We start from the raw sequence: 14607 nt of genomic DNA, 5'->3' as shown, positions 1-14607 counted from the left end.
GTTGTTCAAGCATTCTCCAACACCTTAAACAGCCCTTATCTCCTTCACTATTTTTCTAATTCAAATTTGTCATAAATATCATCTAACATTAAATTAGCACTAATAATCCCACCAGCTAGATTCCAATTTATTTCATCTACTTGATAAACCTGATTTGCCTTTACAGCATCAAGCTCTTTCCATAGTGGATGATTTGTCCACTCTTCATAAACCTTTTTGACTGCTTCATCATTTTCCATAAACATATAAATAACATCAGCATTCATTTGTGTAATGCTTTCTTTGTCTGTTAGTTTCACGATTTCCAATGAATCATCTGTTAAATTTTTAGGGCCTTGAAAGCCAAGCTCTGCTAAAATAGAGCCCGCATACCCAGTTACATATATTCGTGCATGGTCTGCTCTGAAGTTAACAACAGATACATGGAATGGCCATTTATCGCCCAGCTTTTCTTGAATTTTTGTTTGGAAATCAGCCACTCGAGTATCCCAATCCCCTAATACCTCTTTAACTTTTTCTTCTTGATTCATTGCTTGCCCCATCATTTCAGCTGTCCCTTTGAAATCGAAAACCGTTTCATGAGCAACTGTTGGTGCAATCTGAGATAACTGATCATAAATTTCCTCATGACGGACTTTAGAAGCAATGATTAAATCTGGTTTAAGCTTTGCAATTTCTTCAAGATTTGGCTGAGTTTCTTGTCCAACAATTGCAACACCATCAAGATCATTTTTTAAGTAATTATAAATAGGTGCTTCAGCCCAAGATTCTACTACCCCAACTGGCTTAATGCCCAACGCTACTGCCACATCTGTAGCCCCTTGGTAAAGGGTAACGATTTTTGTAGGTGTTCCTTTAATTGTGGTAGTGCCCATTGCATGTTTAATCTCTCGACTAGAGGATTCCGTGTTACTTATTTCTGCTTTGTCATTTTCTTGTGAACTGCTGGAGTTCGATGTTGACTCCCCACATCCAACTAATAAGAGCGCAAAGCTAAATAGCAGTGTAAAAAATATAAAAAAGTCTTTCCTTTGTAGCGATAATTTTGGCATACATATCCTCCTAAGATTTAATTAATAACGATAATCATTATCAATTAAAGAGTATACTGTACGACTGTTTTAATGACAATATCTATTTTTTCAAAAAACGTACTCTTTTCATCAAAATTTATTTTAAATAAAAAATTCAGGACATTGATGTATTAGTTTTGACAGTAAAGAAAAAGGTTAAATCCTTCATCTTGATACTTTTATTTCACTCCTAGATGTAGGCAAGTTGATTTTATAATTTCTACCAAATTAGCTACTTGTTAGATTTACCTATGCATTAATAGGCAAATAAATAGACCCTATCGACATATATCTCATATCTTAATAATGAACTACAACTTATCAAAACAGGAGGTTATAACATGTTTCAACGAAGACGCCATCCGGCGAAAGGTCCACACTGCTGTCCGCCACAAACAATGCCAACGCAATTTGATCCACCACAATTTTTACCACCAGAGCAATATGTACGCACAAATTATATCCATACAGTTGTTCCACACGTACAACCAGCACATGTAACAACAGTGAACAAACATATGATTGATCATCAATACTATTTCCCATGCACAGAATCTGTCGTTAATGAATGCTGTGAAACACATACAATGTGCGGTATGCCGCCTAACCCTTGCCATATGCCACACCATCATAAACATATGGGTTATTAATAAAAAACTGTCTAACCGTACACAGAAATTTAGACGAAAAAAACCGAGTGACCTCATAAGCCACTCGGTTTATCTTTTATGATTAATACATTTTTAAATATTGATCGCGTTCCCATTGATGGACTGTTGTACGGTACATATCGAACTCGATTTCTTTTGCTTCTTTAAAGTTTGCATAAATATGCTCGCCTAATGCTGCTTGTGCTACTTTATCTTTTGCAAGTAATGTTAAAGCATCATCTAATGCTGCAGGTAGGTTTTCAATACCATTTGCTTGACGCTCTTCTTCTGTCATTACATAGATGTTGCGATTAATAGCTGCAGGTGGTGTTAAGCTTTGACGAATACCTTCAAGACCTGCTTCTAAAATAACGGCCATCGCTAAATATGGGTTTGCTGAAGGGTCCACTGAACGTACCTCTACACGAGTTGAAAGCCCACGTGCTGATGGGATACGAATGAGTGGTGAACGGTTTTGTGCAGACCATGCTACATAACATGGTGCTTCATAACCAGGTACTAGACGTTTATAAGAGTTAACTGTTGGGTTTGTCACAGCTGTGAAGCCTTGTACGTGTGCAAGAACACCCGCCATAAATTGCATAGCTGTTTCAGAAAGTCCTAATTCAGTCGATTCATCATAGAATGCATTTTCTTTGCCTTTAAATAGTGATACGTTAAAGTGCATACCAGAGCCCGCTTCACCAAATAGTGGTTTTGGCATAAACGTAGCATGTAAGCCATGTTTACGAGCGATTGTTTTCACTACTAATTTGAATGTTTGGATGTTATCACATGCAGTAACAGCATCAGCATATTTAAAGTCAATTTCGTGTTGTCCTGGAGCTACCTCATGGTGAGAGGCTTCAATTTCAAAGCCCATTTCTTCTAGCTCTAATACAATATCACGACGGCAGTTTTCACCAAGATCTGTTGGAGCTAAATCGAAGTAACCACCATGGTCATTTACTTCTAACGTTGGCTCGCCTTTTGCATCTAATTTGAATAAGAAGAACTCTGGCTCAGGCCCTAAATTGAAGCTTGAAAAGCCCATGTCCTCCATTTTTTTAAGAATACGTTTTAGGTTATTTCGTGGGTCACCAGCAAATGGTTCGCCTTTCGCAGTGTAAACATCACAGATAAAACGTGCTACTTTCCCTTTTTCAGAAGTCCAAGGGAATACTACGAAAGTATCGAGGTCAGGATATAAATACATATCAGATTCTTCGATTCGAACGAAACCTTCAATAGATGAGCCATCAAACATCATTTTATTTTCTAGTGCTTTGTCTAATTGACTTACAGGAATCTCAACATTTTTAATTGTGCCAAGAATATCTGTAAATTGTAAACGAATAAAGCTTACGTTTTTTTCTTCGATGAGACGTTTAATGTCCTCTTTTGTGTATTTACCCACAGTTTTCCACACTCCTATAATTTGTCTAGCTTTTATGTTTACCCTACCCTATTAATTAATAGAATCGAGATAAATCCCCACGTCGGATGGATGATTTTTGCATGCGCTGTGCTTGTCGCATTTCTTCTCGCATGATTTGGCGTAATTCTGAATCACTTAAATCTTGCTCATCAATTGTAGCAACAGGATTTTGCTTTTTAGCAAATATTTTTTTAATCTTTGCCATATTCATACCCTGTTCTAAGTAGTCTTTAACCTCAAGCAATGTGTCGACGTCATTTAGTGAGAACATTCGACGGTTGCCTTCTGTTCGGTGCGGCTCAATTAAATGGTGTTCTTCATAATAACGAATTTGTCGTGCCGAAAGTTCAGTTAATTGCATCACAATACTCATCGATAATAACGGCATAGTTCGTCTAATTTCACGACTCATTTAAGTCCTCCTCCAATACCCGCTTATCATATAACGAAATTTTTTCACTGTCAACCAAGCATGTAAGGTTTCCTGACATGACAATGTTATTTTTTTAAAAGTGCTAGAAAATTGTAAAAAACTGTTCAAATTTTTAATTTCCACATGATTATTTTTGAATAGCCTGAACAGCACTGCAAATAGCAAACTTCACATGTTCATATGTCAGTCCACCCTGTATAAAAGCTGTAAACGGCGGACGTATTGGACCATCTGCTGTCAATTCAATACTAGAGCCTTGGATGAATGTTCCCGCAGCCATGATGACATCATCTTCATAGCCGGGCATATAGGCTGGTTCTGGTGCATAATGAGCATTTATTGGGGAATTGGCTTGTATTTCACGACAAAAGGCAATCATTTGCTGTGCCGTTTGGAATGAAACAGATTGAATTAAATCCGTGCGATTCGCCTTATAGCTTGGAGACGTATTCATCCCGATTTCCTCTAGCATGGCTGCCGTAAAGATTGCCCCTTTTAATGCTTGTGATACGACATGGGGTGCTAGGAAGAATCCTTGATAAAAATCTCCTAGTGTATTTAATGTAGCCCCCGCCTCTGCCCCAATACCCGGAGATGTCATGCGATAGGCACATTTCTCCACCAAATCGGCACGGCCAGCAATATAGCCACCAATTTTAGCTAAACCACCACCAGGATTTTTTATCAGTGAGCCGGCCATTAAATCAGCCCCAACCTCTGTAGGCTCCTGTGCTTCTACGAACTCGCCATAGCAATTATCTACAAAAATGACCGCTTGTGGGGCCAATTGACGAATCTTTGCGCACATTTCCGCAATTTCTGCAATCGTAAAGGAAGGTCGTGTCGCGTAACCTTTAGATCGTTGAATTGCAATCATTTTAGTTTGCGGAGTAATAGCCGCTTCCACACCTGTCCAATCAATTGCTTGGTTATTCAGTAAATCGACATGGCGATAGCCGATTTGATAATCTTTCAAGGAGCCTGTATCTTTGTCACCACCATCGACAATAGATTGCAATGTATCATATGGCTGACCAGAAATATAAAGCAGCTCATCACCAGGACGAAGTACACCGAATAGACTAAGCGTGATCGCATGTGTTCCGGAAATGATTTGTGGTCGTACAATGGCAGCCTCTGCACCGAATACTTCCGCATAAACACGCTCTAGATTATCGCGTCCCTCATCATCATAGCCATAGCCGTTTGATGGATGTAAATGATAATCACTTACTTGATGCTTTCTGAAAGCTGCTAGCACCTTCTGTTGATTATAAAATGCCATTTCTTCGACCTTTGCATGATAAGGTCGAACTCGCTCCTCTATTTGTGCTGCTAATGATAGCGTTTGTACTGATAAGTTAGATGTAAACGTCATTCTTTTCTTCTCCATTTCACCGTTGTCCCGCATTTCAATCAGTAAGATTTTTATGATCTAAATTGAACTAACTCTCTCTAGAATTTGCTAATCAACTACTGGTATATCAACGCTCATGACAGATCTTTTTCTTTATTTCATTATCATCTTAACAATTTGTATGTGTACCTGCAAAACTTGCCTATTGTTTCTAAGCGCATTTTACGCTAAGCTAATGTGCGGACTTGTTTCAAGAAGCGTGTTTAATGACTGAATTTGGCTCATAAATCCATAGATTTTGTTACAAGAAAAGTCTTTTAACATAAAAAGAAGTTTATTTATTAATAGAAGGGGTGAAAGGAATGGCTTGGGAGGTTTTTAGTATTATCGGAACAATTGCCTTTGCTATTTCTGGGGCAATTATTGCCATGGAAGAAGAATACGATTTATTCGGTGTCTATATACTCGGAATTGTAACTGCTTTTGGCGGAGGGGCTATTCGAAATTTACTTATTGGACTACCTGTCACGACCTTATGGGGGCAGGATATGATGTTTCAAATTGCGTTAGCAGCGATTACTATATTTTTTATTTTCCCTCATCATTTGATTCAGCATTGGCATCGTTGGGGTAACTTCACAGATGCGATTGGCTTATCAGCATTTGCAATTCAAGGTGCGTTGTATGCCGTGAAACTAGATATGCCTATTAGTGCTGTGATAGTAGCTGCTGTCTTAACTGGTTCGGGTGGCGGCATTGTGCGAGATTTATTGGCTAGACGTAAACCATTAGTTCTACGAGATGAGGTGTATGGTGTTTGGGCTGCACTTGCAGGGCTAATTATTGGATTTGAAGTGTTTACAGGAGACATCTTCCTTTATATTTTATTCGCCATCATCACAGTGTTACGCATTCTTTCCTATATGATGAAATGGCGTTTGCCTTTACGTAAGCTAAATCGAGCATAATGAATGGGGAATAAGCCCAAATAGTATTGCAACTATACAGGCTTATTCCTTTTTTATTTAGCTAATAGTTGCATCGCTTCCTCTAACGTCACCATATTGTTCATCATGGAGCAGGCTGCATCTAAAATGGGAAAAGCTAAGGCGGCACCAGAGCCTTCTCCTAAGCGCATGTTCATATGTAGCATTGGTTCAATGCCGAGTAACGCTGCGGCAATTTTAGCACCCGGTTCCTCTGAAGCATGGGAAGGGATAATATAATCTTTTACTTTCGGTTCAAGCTTATATGCGATAAGTGCGGCAATAGTTGAAATAAAACCATCAATCACAACCGGCTTACGATGGACAGCTGCCCCTAGTATGATACCAGTCATGGCCCCTATCTCTAAGCCCCCGACTTTAGCTAATACATCTAAACCGTCTTGAGGGTCTGGTTGATTGACCTCAATAGCTTTTTTAATAACCGCTGCTTTATGAGCAATGCCACCATTGCCTACACCTGCCCCAAACCCTGTTACTTCAATTGGATCACATCCAGTCAATACAGCTAAAATAGCAGCACTAGGTGTTGTATTACCAATGCCCATTTCACCTGTGCCAAGTACATTAGCCCCTTTTGCTATTTCCTCTGTCGCCACATGAATTCCTACTTCAATTGCTTGAATGGCTTCCTCTTTAGACATGGCAGGTCCTTTTGCCATATTGTCTGTACCGTACTTAATTTTATTGATGATGACACCTGCACCGTGTGGAATCTCTTCTTTCACCCCTACATCTACTGTGACCACCTTGGCATTGGTAATGTTTGCAATCGCGCAAACGCCTGTACCACCTTGAGGGAAATTTAATGTTTGAAAGACCGTAACATCTTGTGGATTCGTGGTTACACCTTCTTCACAAACACCGTGATCAGCAGCACAGATAATAATGACCTTTTTATCAACGAGCGGATATAATTGTCCAGTTATCCCAGAAAGCTGCACAGCAATGGACTCTAGTTTTCCTAAACTACCAGGGGGCTTACAGAGAGCATCTATACGCTTTCTTGCTTGCTCCCTCGTTTTCATGTCAGCACCTTGGATGTTTTGTAACGTGTTTTGTAGTAATTGCATGATAATTTCTCCTTTCCTTTTAAGACAAAAAGAAAAAGCCTGTAGTTTATCGTCACAACAAATAAACTACAGACTTTTCCATCATCCATACCTTTTAAAGCAAATAGGCAGGTCTCCTGGCTCAAGTTCAACATTCCACAGCACCTTCCCAGCAACGCGCTAGTGGTATTTACTATAGAACTCCCTTATACAGTGGCGGGTCCGCTAAAGATTTTCACTTTATTCCCTATTCTCCCCTTTGGGCACCTAATGCTTTTATTAAATTACTTTAAATCTACGACAGCTTATTCTTCCTGTCAAACCCTTTTACACTTTTTCGATTTCACTTTGTAATGTGGAGCCTAATAGGAGAATGGCTCCTATTAGTTGTAGCAGCGTCATTTTTTCTCCAATAATCATCGTGGAGATCACTAATGATGTCAGTGGATCAATATAGCTAAGAATAGCTATACTTTGACCTTTTAGCTGTGACATGCCTAAAAAGAATAAATAAAATCCTATACCTGCATGGACAATGCCCAATACGATGAGTAATAGAATAGAAGCAAAATTTATTTGCATCACCTGAAAACCCGTCGTTCCTACAATATAGAGGCTGAGGAAAAATGCAGCTAAACAGAGTTGGATAATCGTATTATGTGGTTCCTTTAACCCGCGAATATTTTTATTTGTAAATGTTAGTAGGGTGTAAAAGCATGCCGCAATCAGACCATAGACAATACCAATTAAGTGTCCACTATTTTCTGCGTTCTGACTTTGCACTATCAAAAAAAGACCGATAAGTGCTACAACAACATAAACTATTTTTCTTGCAACTAGCTTTTCTTTTAAAATAATAGGCGATAAACAGATGACCAATACGGGTGCAAAATAATAACTTAGGGCAGCATTAGCAATGGTCGTTTCCTTATACGCCTGAAATAAAAATATCCAATTTCCACATAAAGCAACACTTGAAATTAATAACGGCCATTTATTCAGGACAATAGCGCTTCTTGCAAAGCTTTCCTTTTTATAAATAAAAATTACTAGTAAAAAACAAGCACCAATGCCACTCATCCAAAAGGCAATCTCACTAGAAGCTAAAGGAATATACCTTGCAAAAACACCGACAGCACCAAAAATAACCATAGATAATACAAATGCTAATTTTCCGCTCATTAAAAATTCCTACTTTCTACGCATATAGTTTGAGCCTATACAGTAGAATCTAATAAGAATGAGCAATCAGTTATCGGATGCCTAAACAGTAGATTCTACTGTAAAGACATTGTTGGGGGTGCTATTGATCGAAACATACAAAATCCCTCCTTCATTACATGTTATCATAACATATTTCTGAAAATTCAGGAGAGTTTGTCTTTGAAAAAATGAGGTAAATTATTCAATAATCTAAATGATGAAAAAGGAGAAGATACGATGAATGCAAAAGAATTAAGAAACGCCATTGCTGAAACATGTGAAACTCATGATAGCCCGTATGCCCAGCTCGTAAAACCAATTAATCAGTTATTAATGGACATCGACGCATCTATTAGCGAAGAAACAGCACATACAATTATAAAAAATTTAAAATTATTTCATAGCGGACATAAATACATTACGGAGTGTCACTTTGATGAAAGTGACAATTTTTTAAAGGATGGTATTGAGCTTCTCCAAAAGGGGGATCTTGCGAATGGTGCACTACAAGTTTACGGGGCTGGTTTGAACTTTGCCAGTTATGCTGCAAAGATTAAAGGACAAAAAAATGTGAATCTTTATAACAATTTTGCAGAAAACTTTGGTTACATTATGAATTCATTAAAAGAATAGACCTAAAAAAAGAAAGAGTAGGCACTCTTTCTTTTTACGTATCACATTATTTAAATTCTAATTCTCCATCATATGCAAGCATGCCGCCTTCAAGATTTGTTACATCAAATCCTTGAGCTTCTAAATAGGCGCAAGCATTCGCAGAACGAGCACCAGCCTTACATACAACAATATACGGCTTTTCTACATCTAATTCATCTAAACGCTCTGGGATTGTCCCAAGGGCAATATGCTGAGCGCCAGGAATCATGCCATGCGCTACTTCTTCGTCTTCTCGAACGTCAATAATATATAGGTCTTCATTGGCATCCAATAGATCTAATAATTGCGTTGTTTCCATCGATTTCATAAAACTCGTCCTCCAAATATCAATTTCCTCTATCATTATAGCCTGAAGAAAAAAAAACAGCCAGTGTGGAGAACACTAACTGTTTAATACTATCTTTTTATGCTTCTGTCTCTAAAAAATCTATTTGTTTAGCTGGAACGAATGTAGAAATGGCGTGCTTGTAGATTAGGTGCTGTTTATTTTCAGCATCTAATAATAAAACTGTAAAATTATCATATGATTTCACAGTCCCTTTTAACTGAAATCCATTTAACAGAAATACAGTTACAAAAACACTGTTTTTACGTAGTTGGTTCAAAAACGTATCTTGCAAGTTGATTGATTTCATCAAATAGCCTCCCTACTAACTTTCTACCTCTTCATTCCTATAGTAGCACGTTCTACCAATTTATCAATTAGTAATTTTTAGAAATATTTCTTTAATTAGCAAGAAAATATGTCAACTTTTATAATTGCTCATCTGTCGTCATAAAATAGACATCCATTTTATTGCGGAAATAGGTAAGCTGTCTTTTTGCATAGCGGCGAGAATTTTGTTTTAAACTGTCTATCGCTTCCTCAAGGGAACATTTTCCATCCAAATAATCATATAGTTCCTTATAACCAATCGCTTGTATGGACTGAACACCTCGAATATTTTGCTGCCATAATCCTTTAACCTCTTCTAAAAGACCTTTTTCCATCATCAAATCAACACGATGGTTAATGCGGTCATACAGCACTTCACGTGACATATTTTGACCTAGCCCTAAAATGACATGCTTGTATAGAGGCACTTCACCTCGATTTTGTGCTTCTGCAGCTTTGGATACACCGCTTAATTCTAACATTTCCAATGCCCTAATCACACGTCGAGTATTGTTTGGATGAATCGTTTCAGCCGTTTGAGGGTCTAGTTGTTTTAACTTATCGTGCATTGCCTCTGGGCCAAGCTTTGCTAATTCATCATAATAGGCTTTACGTGCAGCCTCATCGACTTTTTCATCAGTAAATTGAAAATCATATAAGACAGCTTGTACATATAAGCCCGAGCCACCTACTATAATGGGTAACTTATGTCGAGATTGGATTTCTGCAATTTTGGCTCGCACTAGTTTTTGATAATCTGCCACTGAAAAAGATTCTGTCGGCTCTAAAAAGCTTAGTAGGTGATGTGGGATACCCTCCATCTCTTCTTCCGTAATTTTTGCAGTCCCTATATCCAGTCCTTTATAAACTTGCATGGAGTCACCATTTATGATTTCACCATTATATTTTTTTGCAAGTTCAATACTTAAAGCTGTTTTCCCAGAAGCAGTTGGCCCCACAATAGCTACGACCTCTGCCTGCTGTAATCTAGTTTGTATCATATTTTTTTAACCACCGTAATATAACTTGAAAGACTTCTTCTTGATTGTCTTCATTTAAAATTTCATGCCGCTTATCCTCAAATAAATAAACCGTTACATCTTTTACACCTACCGCAGTTAATTGTTCAGCAACTGCGTAAACCCCTAGCCCCTGTTCACCTACGGGATCCTTACTACCACTAATCAAGAGGATAGGAAGATCTTGTCTTACCTTCGCTAATTCTTTTTTACGATTTAGTGTTGTTAAGCCCGTCGTTAAATCAACGAAAAATTGATTGGTCGGAATAAAGCCACAATAGGGATCATCAATATACTTTTGGACTTCTTTCTGTACTGAGCATAGCCAGTCATAGGCAGTTTTTGGATTCGGAAACTGTTTATTAAAGCTACCAAAGCTCAGCTGATTTAACAAATTACTTTCCGACTCTTTACCAAGTCCCTTCGCTAATGCTTTAGCGACAATATTTCCCACTGCATGCAAAGCTGTAACATTTCCGGTACCACAAAGAATTACTTTATCAACTTGCTCTCCGTATAGTTGAATATAACGCCGTGTAATGAATGAACCCATACTGTGACCAAATAGAATGAATGGGACATCTGCAAACGGTGCATGTAATTGCATTATCACTTCATGGGCATCTTTTACAACACGTTCAAAGCCGTTTTCTTCAGCAAAGAAGCCTAATGTGCCATTATAAGCGGCCGTTTCACCATGTCCACGATGATCGTGCATCGTTACAGCATAGCCAAATGCATTGAGTGTTTTGGCAAATGTTACATAACGACCACTGTGCTCTGCCATACCATGCAAAATGTGTATATGACCAATGCATGGCGTTGATGGCTCCAATGTTCGCGTGAAGACAAATTGATCATCCGACATTTGAATATAACGCTCCATCCCTTACTCCCCTTCATTTACAAAATTTGTCGCATCCATGATAGCTTGATCTAATTCAGCTATATAAGTATTTTTTTGTTCTTCCGTATAATTCAAGTGTTGTTGCATTACTTGAACCACTTGTTGCTTATAGAGCTTCACTGCTTCAATATCAAAGTATAACAAGCCAGTACGACGAATAAAGAAGTCGCTCGGTGTATAGACCATTTCTGCTTCAATGCCATACAATAGCATGGCATGTAAGGCTAAAGGCATTGTACTGCCATGTTCATGTAAATATTTCACACGATCAAATAACGCATCAACATTCGTACCATACTTTTGTACAAGCTGTTTGGCTTCATCATAATTCAAGCCATATTGGACACCTTCTCGTGCTTTATAGGCTATATAGTCAGGGAAATTAATAGCGTTTATTCCCTTTGCACCCGAGAGTGATAGCTCACGAGTTAAACATTCACTCGCATGCTTATAACGACGAACCTTAACAATTTTATCTACAATTGTCTCTGCCATTTGACGATAACCTGTGAGTTTTCCACCTGCAATCGTCATTAAACCACTTGGTGCCGTCCAAATTTCATCTTTTCTTGAAATTTCAGAAGGGTCCTTTCCTTTTTCATAAATTAGTGGGCGTACTCCTGCCCAAGTGGATTCAATTGTTTCTCTAGTAATTGTAGCTGTTGGAAAAACACGTTTAGCTGCATCAATTAAATAATCCACATCTTGCTGGGTTGCAATAGGATGTACAGGATCACCTTCAAAGACAGTATCAGTTGTCCCTACATAGGTTTTGCCATCTCGTGGAATGGCAAAGGCCATACGCCCATCGGCAATATCAAAATAAACAGCTTGCTTCAGTGGAAAGTCCTTTTGTTTTAGGACAATATGAACACCCTTTGTTAATCGTAATTGCTTGTTATCAGCTACTTTATCTTTTTGTCGCACTTCATCTACCCAAGGCCCTGTAGCATTGACAATTTGTGCAGCATGAACATCGAGTATTCTCCCCGTTAAATGATCCTCCACCTTAATGCCAACAAGCTTTTTCTTTTCGTAAATAAATTCCTTCATTTCTGCATAATTAAGACACAGTGCACCATATTCAGCAGCCTTCTTTAATACCTCAATCGTCAGACGTGCATCATCCGTTCGATATTCAACATAATAGCCGCCACCAACAAGTCCATCTTGATTGAGTAATGGCTCTAATGCTAGTGTTTCTTGAGCGTTTAACATCGTTCTTCGTTCATGTTTTTTTACACCTGCTAATCTGTCATATACCTTTAATGCTAGAGATGTTGTGAAAGGACCGAGCGAGCCCTTTTTATATAAAGGTAAGAGCATTTTTTCAGGCGTTGTTACATGAACCGCATTATCATACACAATCTCACGCTCACGTCCCACTTCTGCTACGACACCCACATCAAATTGCTTTAAATAACGTAAACCGCCGTGAATAAGTTTTGTTGAACGGCTAGAGGTACCGGCTGAAAAATCCTGCATTTCTATTAATGCAACTGAAAGTCCTCTCGATGCAGCATCTAATGCAATACCTGCACCTGTTATCCCTCCACCAATGACTAATACGTCAAAGCTATAGTGCTCAAGATAATATAAAATTTTTGGACGATGCTCATATGAAAACATACTTTTTTCCCCCAATAGCTATGATTTAAAAATTCGTGTAGCTTCTACAGCCTTTTGCCAGCCTGTGTAAAGAGCTGTGGCTTGTTCTTCATCCATTTGTGGTTGGTAGGTTTGACCACTCATCCATAATGCCGATAAAGCCTCTTGGTTTGGCCAGAAGCTAGTAGCAAGCCCTGCTAAATAGGCCGCGCCTAGTGCTGTTGATTCATTGAGCTTTGCTAGCTCTACATGGAGCTGTAAAATATCACTTTGGAACTGCATTAAAAATTGATTTTTGACGGCCCCACCATCTACACGCAGCACTTCAATTGGTGTGCCAGCCGCTTCCTCCATCGCATCTAGTACATCCTTCGTTTGATAAGCTAGTGATTCAAGTGTTGCCCTGATAAAATGTTCTTTAGACGTTCCTCGTGTTAAGCCAAAAATGGCACCACGAGCATCTGTATCCCAATAAGGAGTACCTAGTCCCACAAAGGCGGGTACAACGTAGACACCGTCCGTATCATCTACTTTTGTAGCATAGGTTTCAGAATCTTCGGCGGTGCGTATCATTCGTAGTCCATCCCGTAGCCATTGGATAGCTGACCCAGCTACAAAAACACTACCCTCTAATGCGTAAGTCACTTTCCCATCTATTCCCCATGCAATGGTTGTCAATAATCCATTCTCAGATGTTACCGCCTGCTGTCCCGTATTTACTAACATAAAACAGCCTGTGCCGTACGTGTTTTTGGCCATTCCTTTGGTAAAACAAGTTTGCCCAAATAGAGCTGCCTGTTGATCACCTGCAATACCAGCAATTGGAATTTTTTCACCAAAGAAAATACTTGGAGCAGTTTCTGTGTAAATTTCTGATGAATTTTTCACTTCAGGGAGCATGGACATAGGGATATCTAACAGCTTGCAAAGTTCCTCATCCCATTGCAATTTATGAATATTATAAAGCATTGTTCGTGCTGCATTTGAATAATCCGTAATATGGGCCTTTCCCTTTGATAATCGCCAAACAATCCAAGAATCAATCGTTCCAAATAGCAAGTCTCCATTGTCAGCGAGTTCACGTGCACCCTCCACATTGTCTAAAATCCATTTTATTTTTGTGGCTGAAAAATAAGCATCTAAACGTAATCCTGTTTTTTGCTGAAATAGTTCTTCATGTCCTTGTTCTTTTAACGTATTCACAATATCCTGTGTTTGGCGTGATTGCCAGACAATAGCGTTGTAAATTGGCTGACCTGATTGTTTATCCCAGACAACCGTTGTTTCCCGCTGATTGGTAATGCCAATTGCATGGACTTCACTTGCTTCATGTCCACTTTCAGTTAATACAGCGGCGATAACAGATAAGATAGAACCCCAAATCTCATTTGCATTATGCTCTACCCACCCAGCCTTCGGGAAAATTTGTTGAAATTCTTTTTGTGCTACATGAACAATTTCACCCTTTTTATTAAATAAAATGGCTCTTGAACTTGTCGTTCCTTGATCAATCGCTAAAATAAATTCGCCCAT

Annotated in this window: 15 protein-coding genes and 1 riboswitch; of the genes, 3 read left to right on the top strand and 12 right to left on the bottom strand. The window is 38.7% G+C overall.

Translation table 11 applies throughout. The annotated features are described in order from the left end of the window. Window positions 1-47: 47 nt before the first annotated feature. Entirely contained in the window at window positions 48-1052 is a 1005-nt protein-coding gene (locus OU989_RS05360) for an ABC transporter substrate-binding protein (protein ID WP_274796090.1), read from the bottom strand. Window positions 1053-1414: 362 nt separating this feature from the next. On the opposite strand from OU989_RS05360, the gene OU989_RS05355 reads away from it, so the two are divergent. Further along, on the top strand, window positions 1415-1723 hold the full coding sequence (locus OU989_RS05355; RefSeq protein WP_274796089.1) for a CotD family spore coat protein: 309 nt from the start codon (window positions 1415-1417) through the stop codon (window positions 1721-1723). A gap of 82 nt (window positions 1724-1805) precedes the next feature. Here OU989_RS05355 and glnA read toward each other — a convergent pair whose 3' ends face one another. The 3 genes from glnA to OU989_RS05340 form a co-directional block, all read right to left on the bottom strand. Next, on the bottom strand, window positions 1806-3140 hold the full coding sequence (gene glnA / locus OU989_RS05350) for a type I glutamate--ammonia ligase (RefSeq protein ID WP_274796088.1): 1335 nt from the start codon (window positions 3138-3140) through the stop codon (window positions 1806-1808). 55 nt (window positions 3141-3195) lie between these two features. Next, window positions 3196-3573 (bottom strand): MerR family transcriptional regulator, encoded by a 378-nt coding sequence (locus tag OU989_RS05345; protein ID WP_274796087.1) that lies wholly within the window; start codon window positions 3571-3573, stop codon window positions 3196-3198. 148 nt (window positions 3574-3721) lie between these two features. After that, window positions 3722-4972, bottom strand: a complete 1251-nt coding sequence (locus tag OU989_RS05340) for a methionine gamma-lyase family protein (protein WP_274796085.1) — start codon at window positions 4970-4972, stop codon at window positions 3722-3724. A gap of 341 nt (window positions 4973-5313) precedes the next feature. Here OU989_RS05340 and OU989_RS05335 point away from each other — a divergent pair, with 341 nt between their 5' ends. Beyond that, window positions 5314-5919 carry a trimeric intracellular cation channel family protein gene (locus OU989_RS05335; protein ID WP_274796084.1) on the top strand — a complete coding sequence of 202 codons (606 nt, stop codon included), beginning with the start codon at window positions 5314-5316 and terminating at the stop codon, window positions 5917-5919. Window positions 5920-5972: 53 nt separating this feature from the next. Here OU989_RS05335 and cobT read toward each other — a convergent pair whose 3' ends face one another. Both cobT and OU989_RS05325 read right to left on the bottom strand, forming a co-directional pair. Further along, window positions 5973-7028 carry a nicotinate-nucleotide--dimethylbenzimidazole phosphoribosyltransferase gene (gene cobT / locus OU989_RS05330; protein WP_274796083.1) on the bottom strand — a complete coding sequence of 352 codons (1056 nt, stop codon included), beginning with the start codon at window positions 7026-7028 and terminating at the stop codon, window positions 5973-5975. Between the two features lie 89 nt (window positions 7029-7117). Next, window positions 7118-7293, bottom strand: a riboswitch (cobalamin riboswitch). A 41-nt stretch (window positions 7294-7334) separates the two neighbouring features. Further along, window positions 7335-8189 carry a DMT family transporter gene (locus tag OU989_RS05325; RefSeq protein WP_274796082.1) on the bottom strand — a complete coding sequence of 285 codons (855 nt, stop codon included), beginning with the start codon at window positions 8187-8189 and terminating at the stop codon, window positions 7335-7337. Between the two features lie 258 nt (window positions 8190-8447). Between OU989_RS05325 and OU989_RS05320 the strand changes: the two genes are divergently transcribed. Then, complete coding sequence (locus tag OU989_RS05320) at window positions 8448-8843, top strand: hypothetical protein (protein WP_274796081.1); 396 nt, start codon at window positions 8448-8450, stop codon at window positions 8841-8843. A gap of 46 nt (window positions 8844-8889) precedes the next feature. Here the strand turns inward: OU989_RS05320 and OU989_RS05315 are convergent, their stop codons facing one another. The 6 genes from OU989_RS05315 to glpK form a co-directional block, all read right to left on the bottom strand. Next, window positions 8890-9192, bottom strand: coding sequence for a rhodanese-like domain-containing protein (locus tag OU989_RS05315; RefSeq protein WP_274796080.1), 303 nt, complete (start codon window positions 9190-9192; stop codon window positions 8890-8892). Window positions 9193-9289: 97 nt separating this feature from the next. Continuing rightward, window positions 9290-9520: an RNA chaperone Hfq gene (gene hfq / locus OU989_RS05310; RefSeq protein ID WP_274796079.1), complete on the bottom strand. Its 231-nt coding sequence runs from the start codon at window positions 9518-9520 to the stop codon at window positions 9290-9292. Between the two features lie 118 nt (window positions 9521-9638). After that, on the bottom strand, window positions 9639-10541 hold the full coding sequence (gene miaA / locus OU989_RS05305) for a tRNA (adenosine(37)-N6)-dimethylallyltransferase MiaA (protein ID WP_274796078.1): 903 nt from the start codon (window positions 10539-10541) through the stop codon (window positions 9639-9641). After that, entirely contained in the window at window positions 10528-11445 is a 918-nt protein-coding gene (locus tag OU989_RS05300; protein WP_274796077.1) for an alpha/beta fold hydrolase, read from the bottom strand. The genes miaA and OU989_RS05300 overlap by 14 nt, the downstream gene beginning before the upstream one ends. A 3-nt stretch (window positions 11446-11448) precedes the next feature. After that, a complete protein-coding gene (locus OU989_RS05295; RefSeq protein ID WP_274796076.1) occupies window positions 11449-13095 on the bottom strand; it encodes a glycerol-3-phosphate dehydrogenase/oxidase in 1647 nt (548 codons plus the stop codon). A gap of 18 nt (window positions 13096-13113) precedes the next feature. After that, entirely contained in the window at window positions 13114-14607 is a 1494-nt protein-coding gene (gene glpK, locus OU989_RS05290) for a glycerol kinase GlpK (protein WP_274796075.1), read from the bottom strand.

This window comes from Lysinibacillus irui, from assembly GCF_028877475.1.
GTDB lineage: Bacteria > Bacillota > Bacilli > Bacillales_A > Planococcaceae > Lysinibacillus > Lysinibacillus irui.
This window is presented reverse-complemented; position numbering and strand designations above follow the sequence as displayed.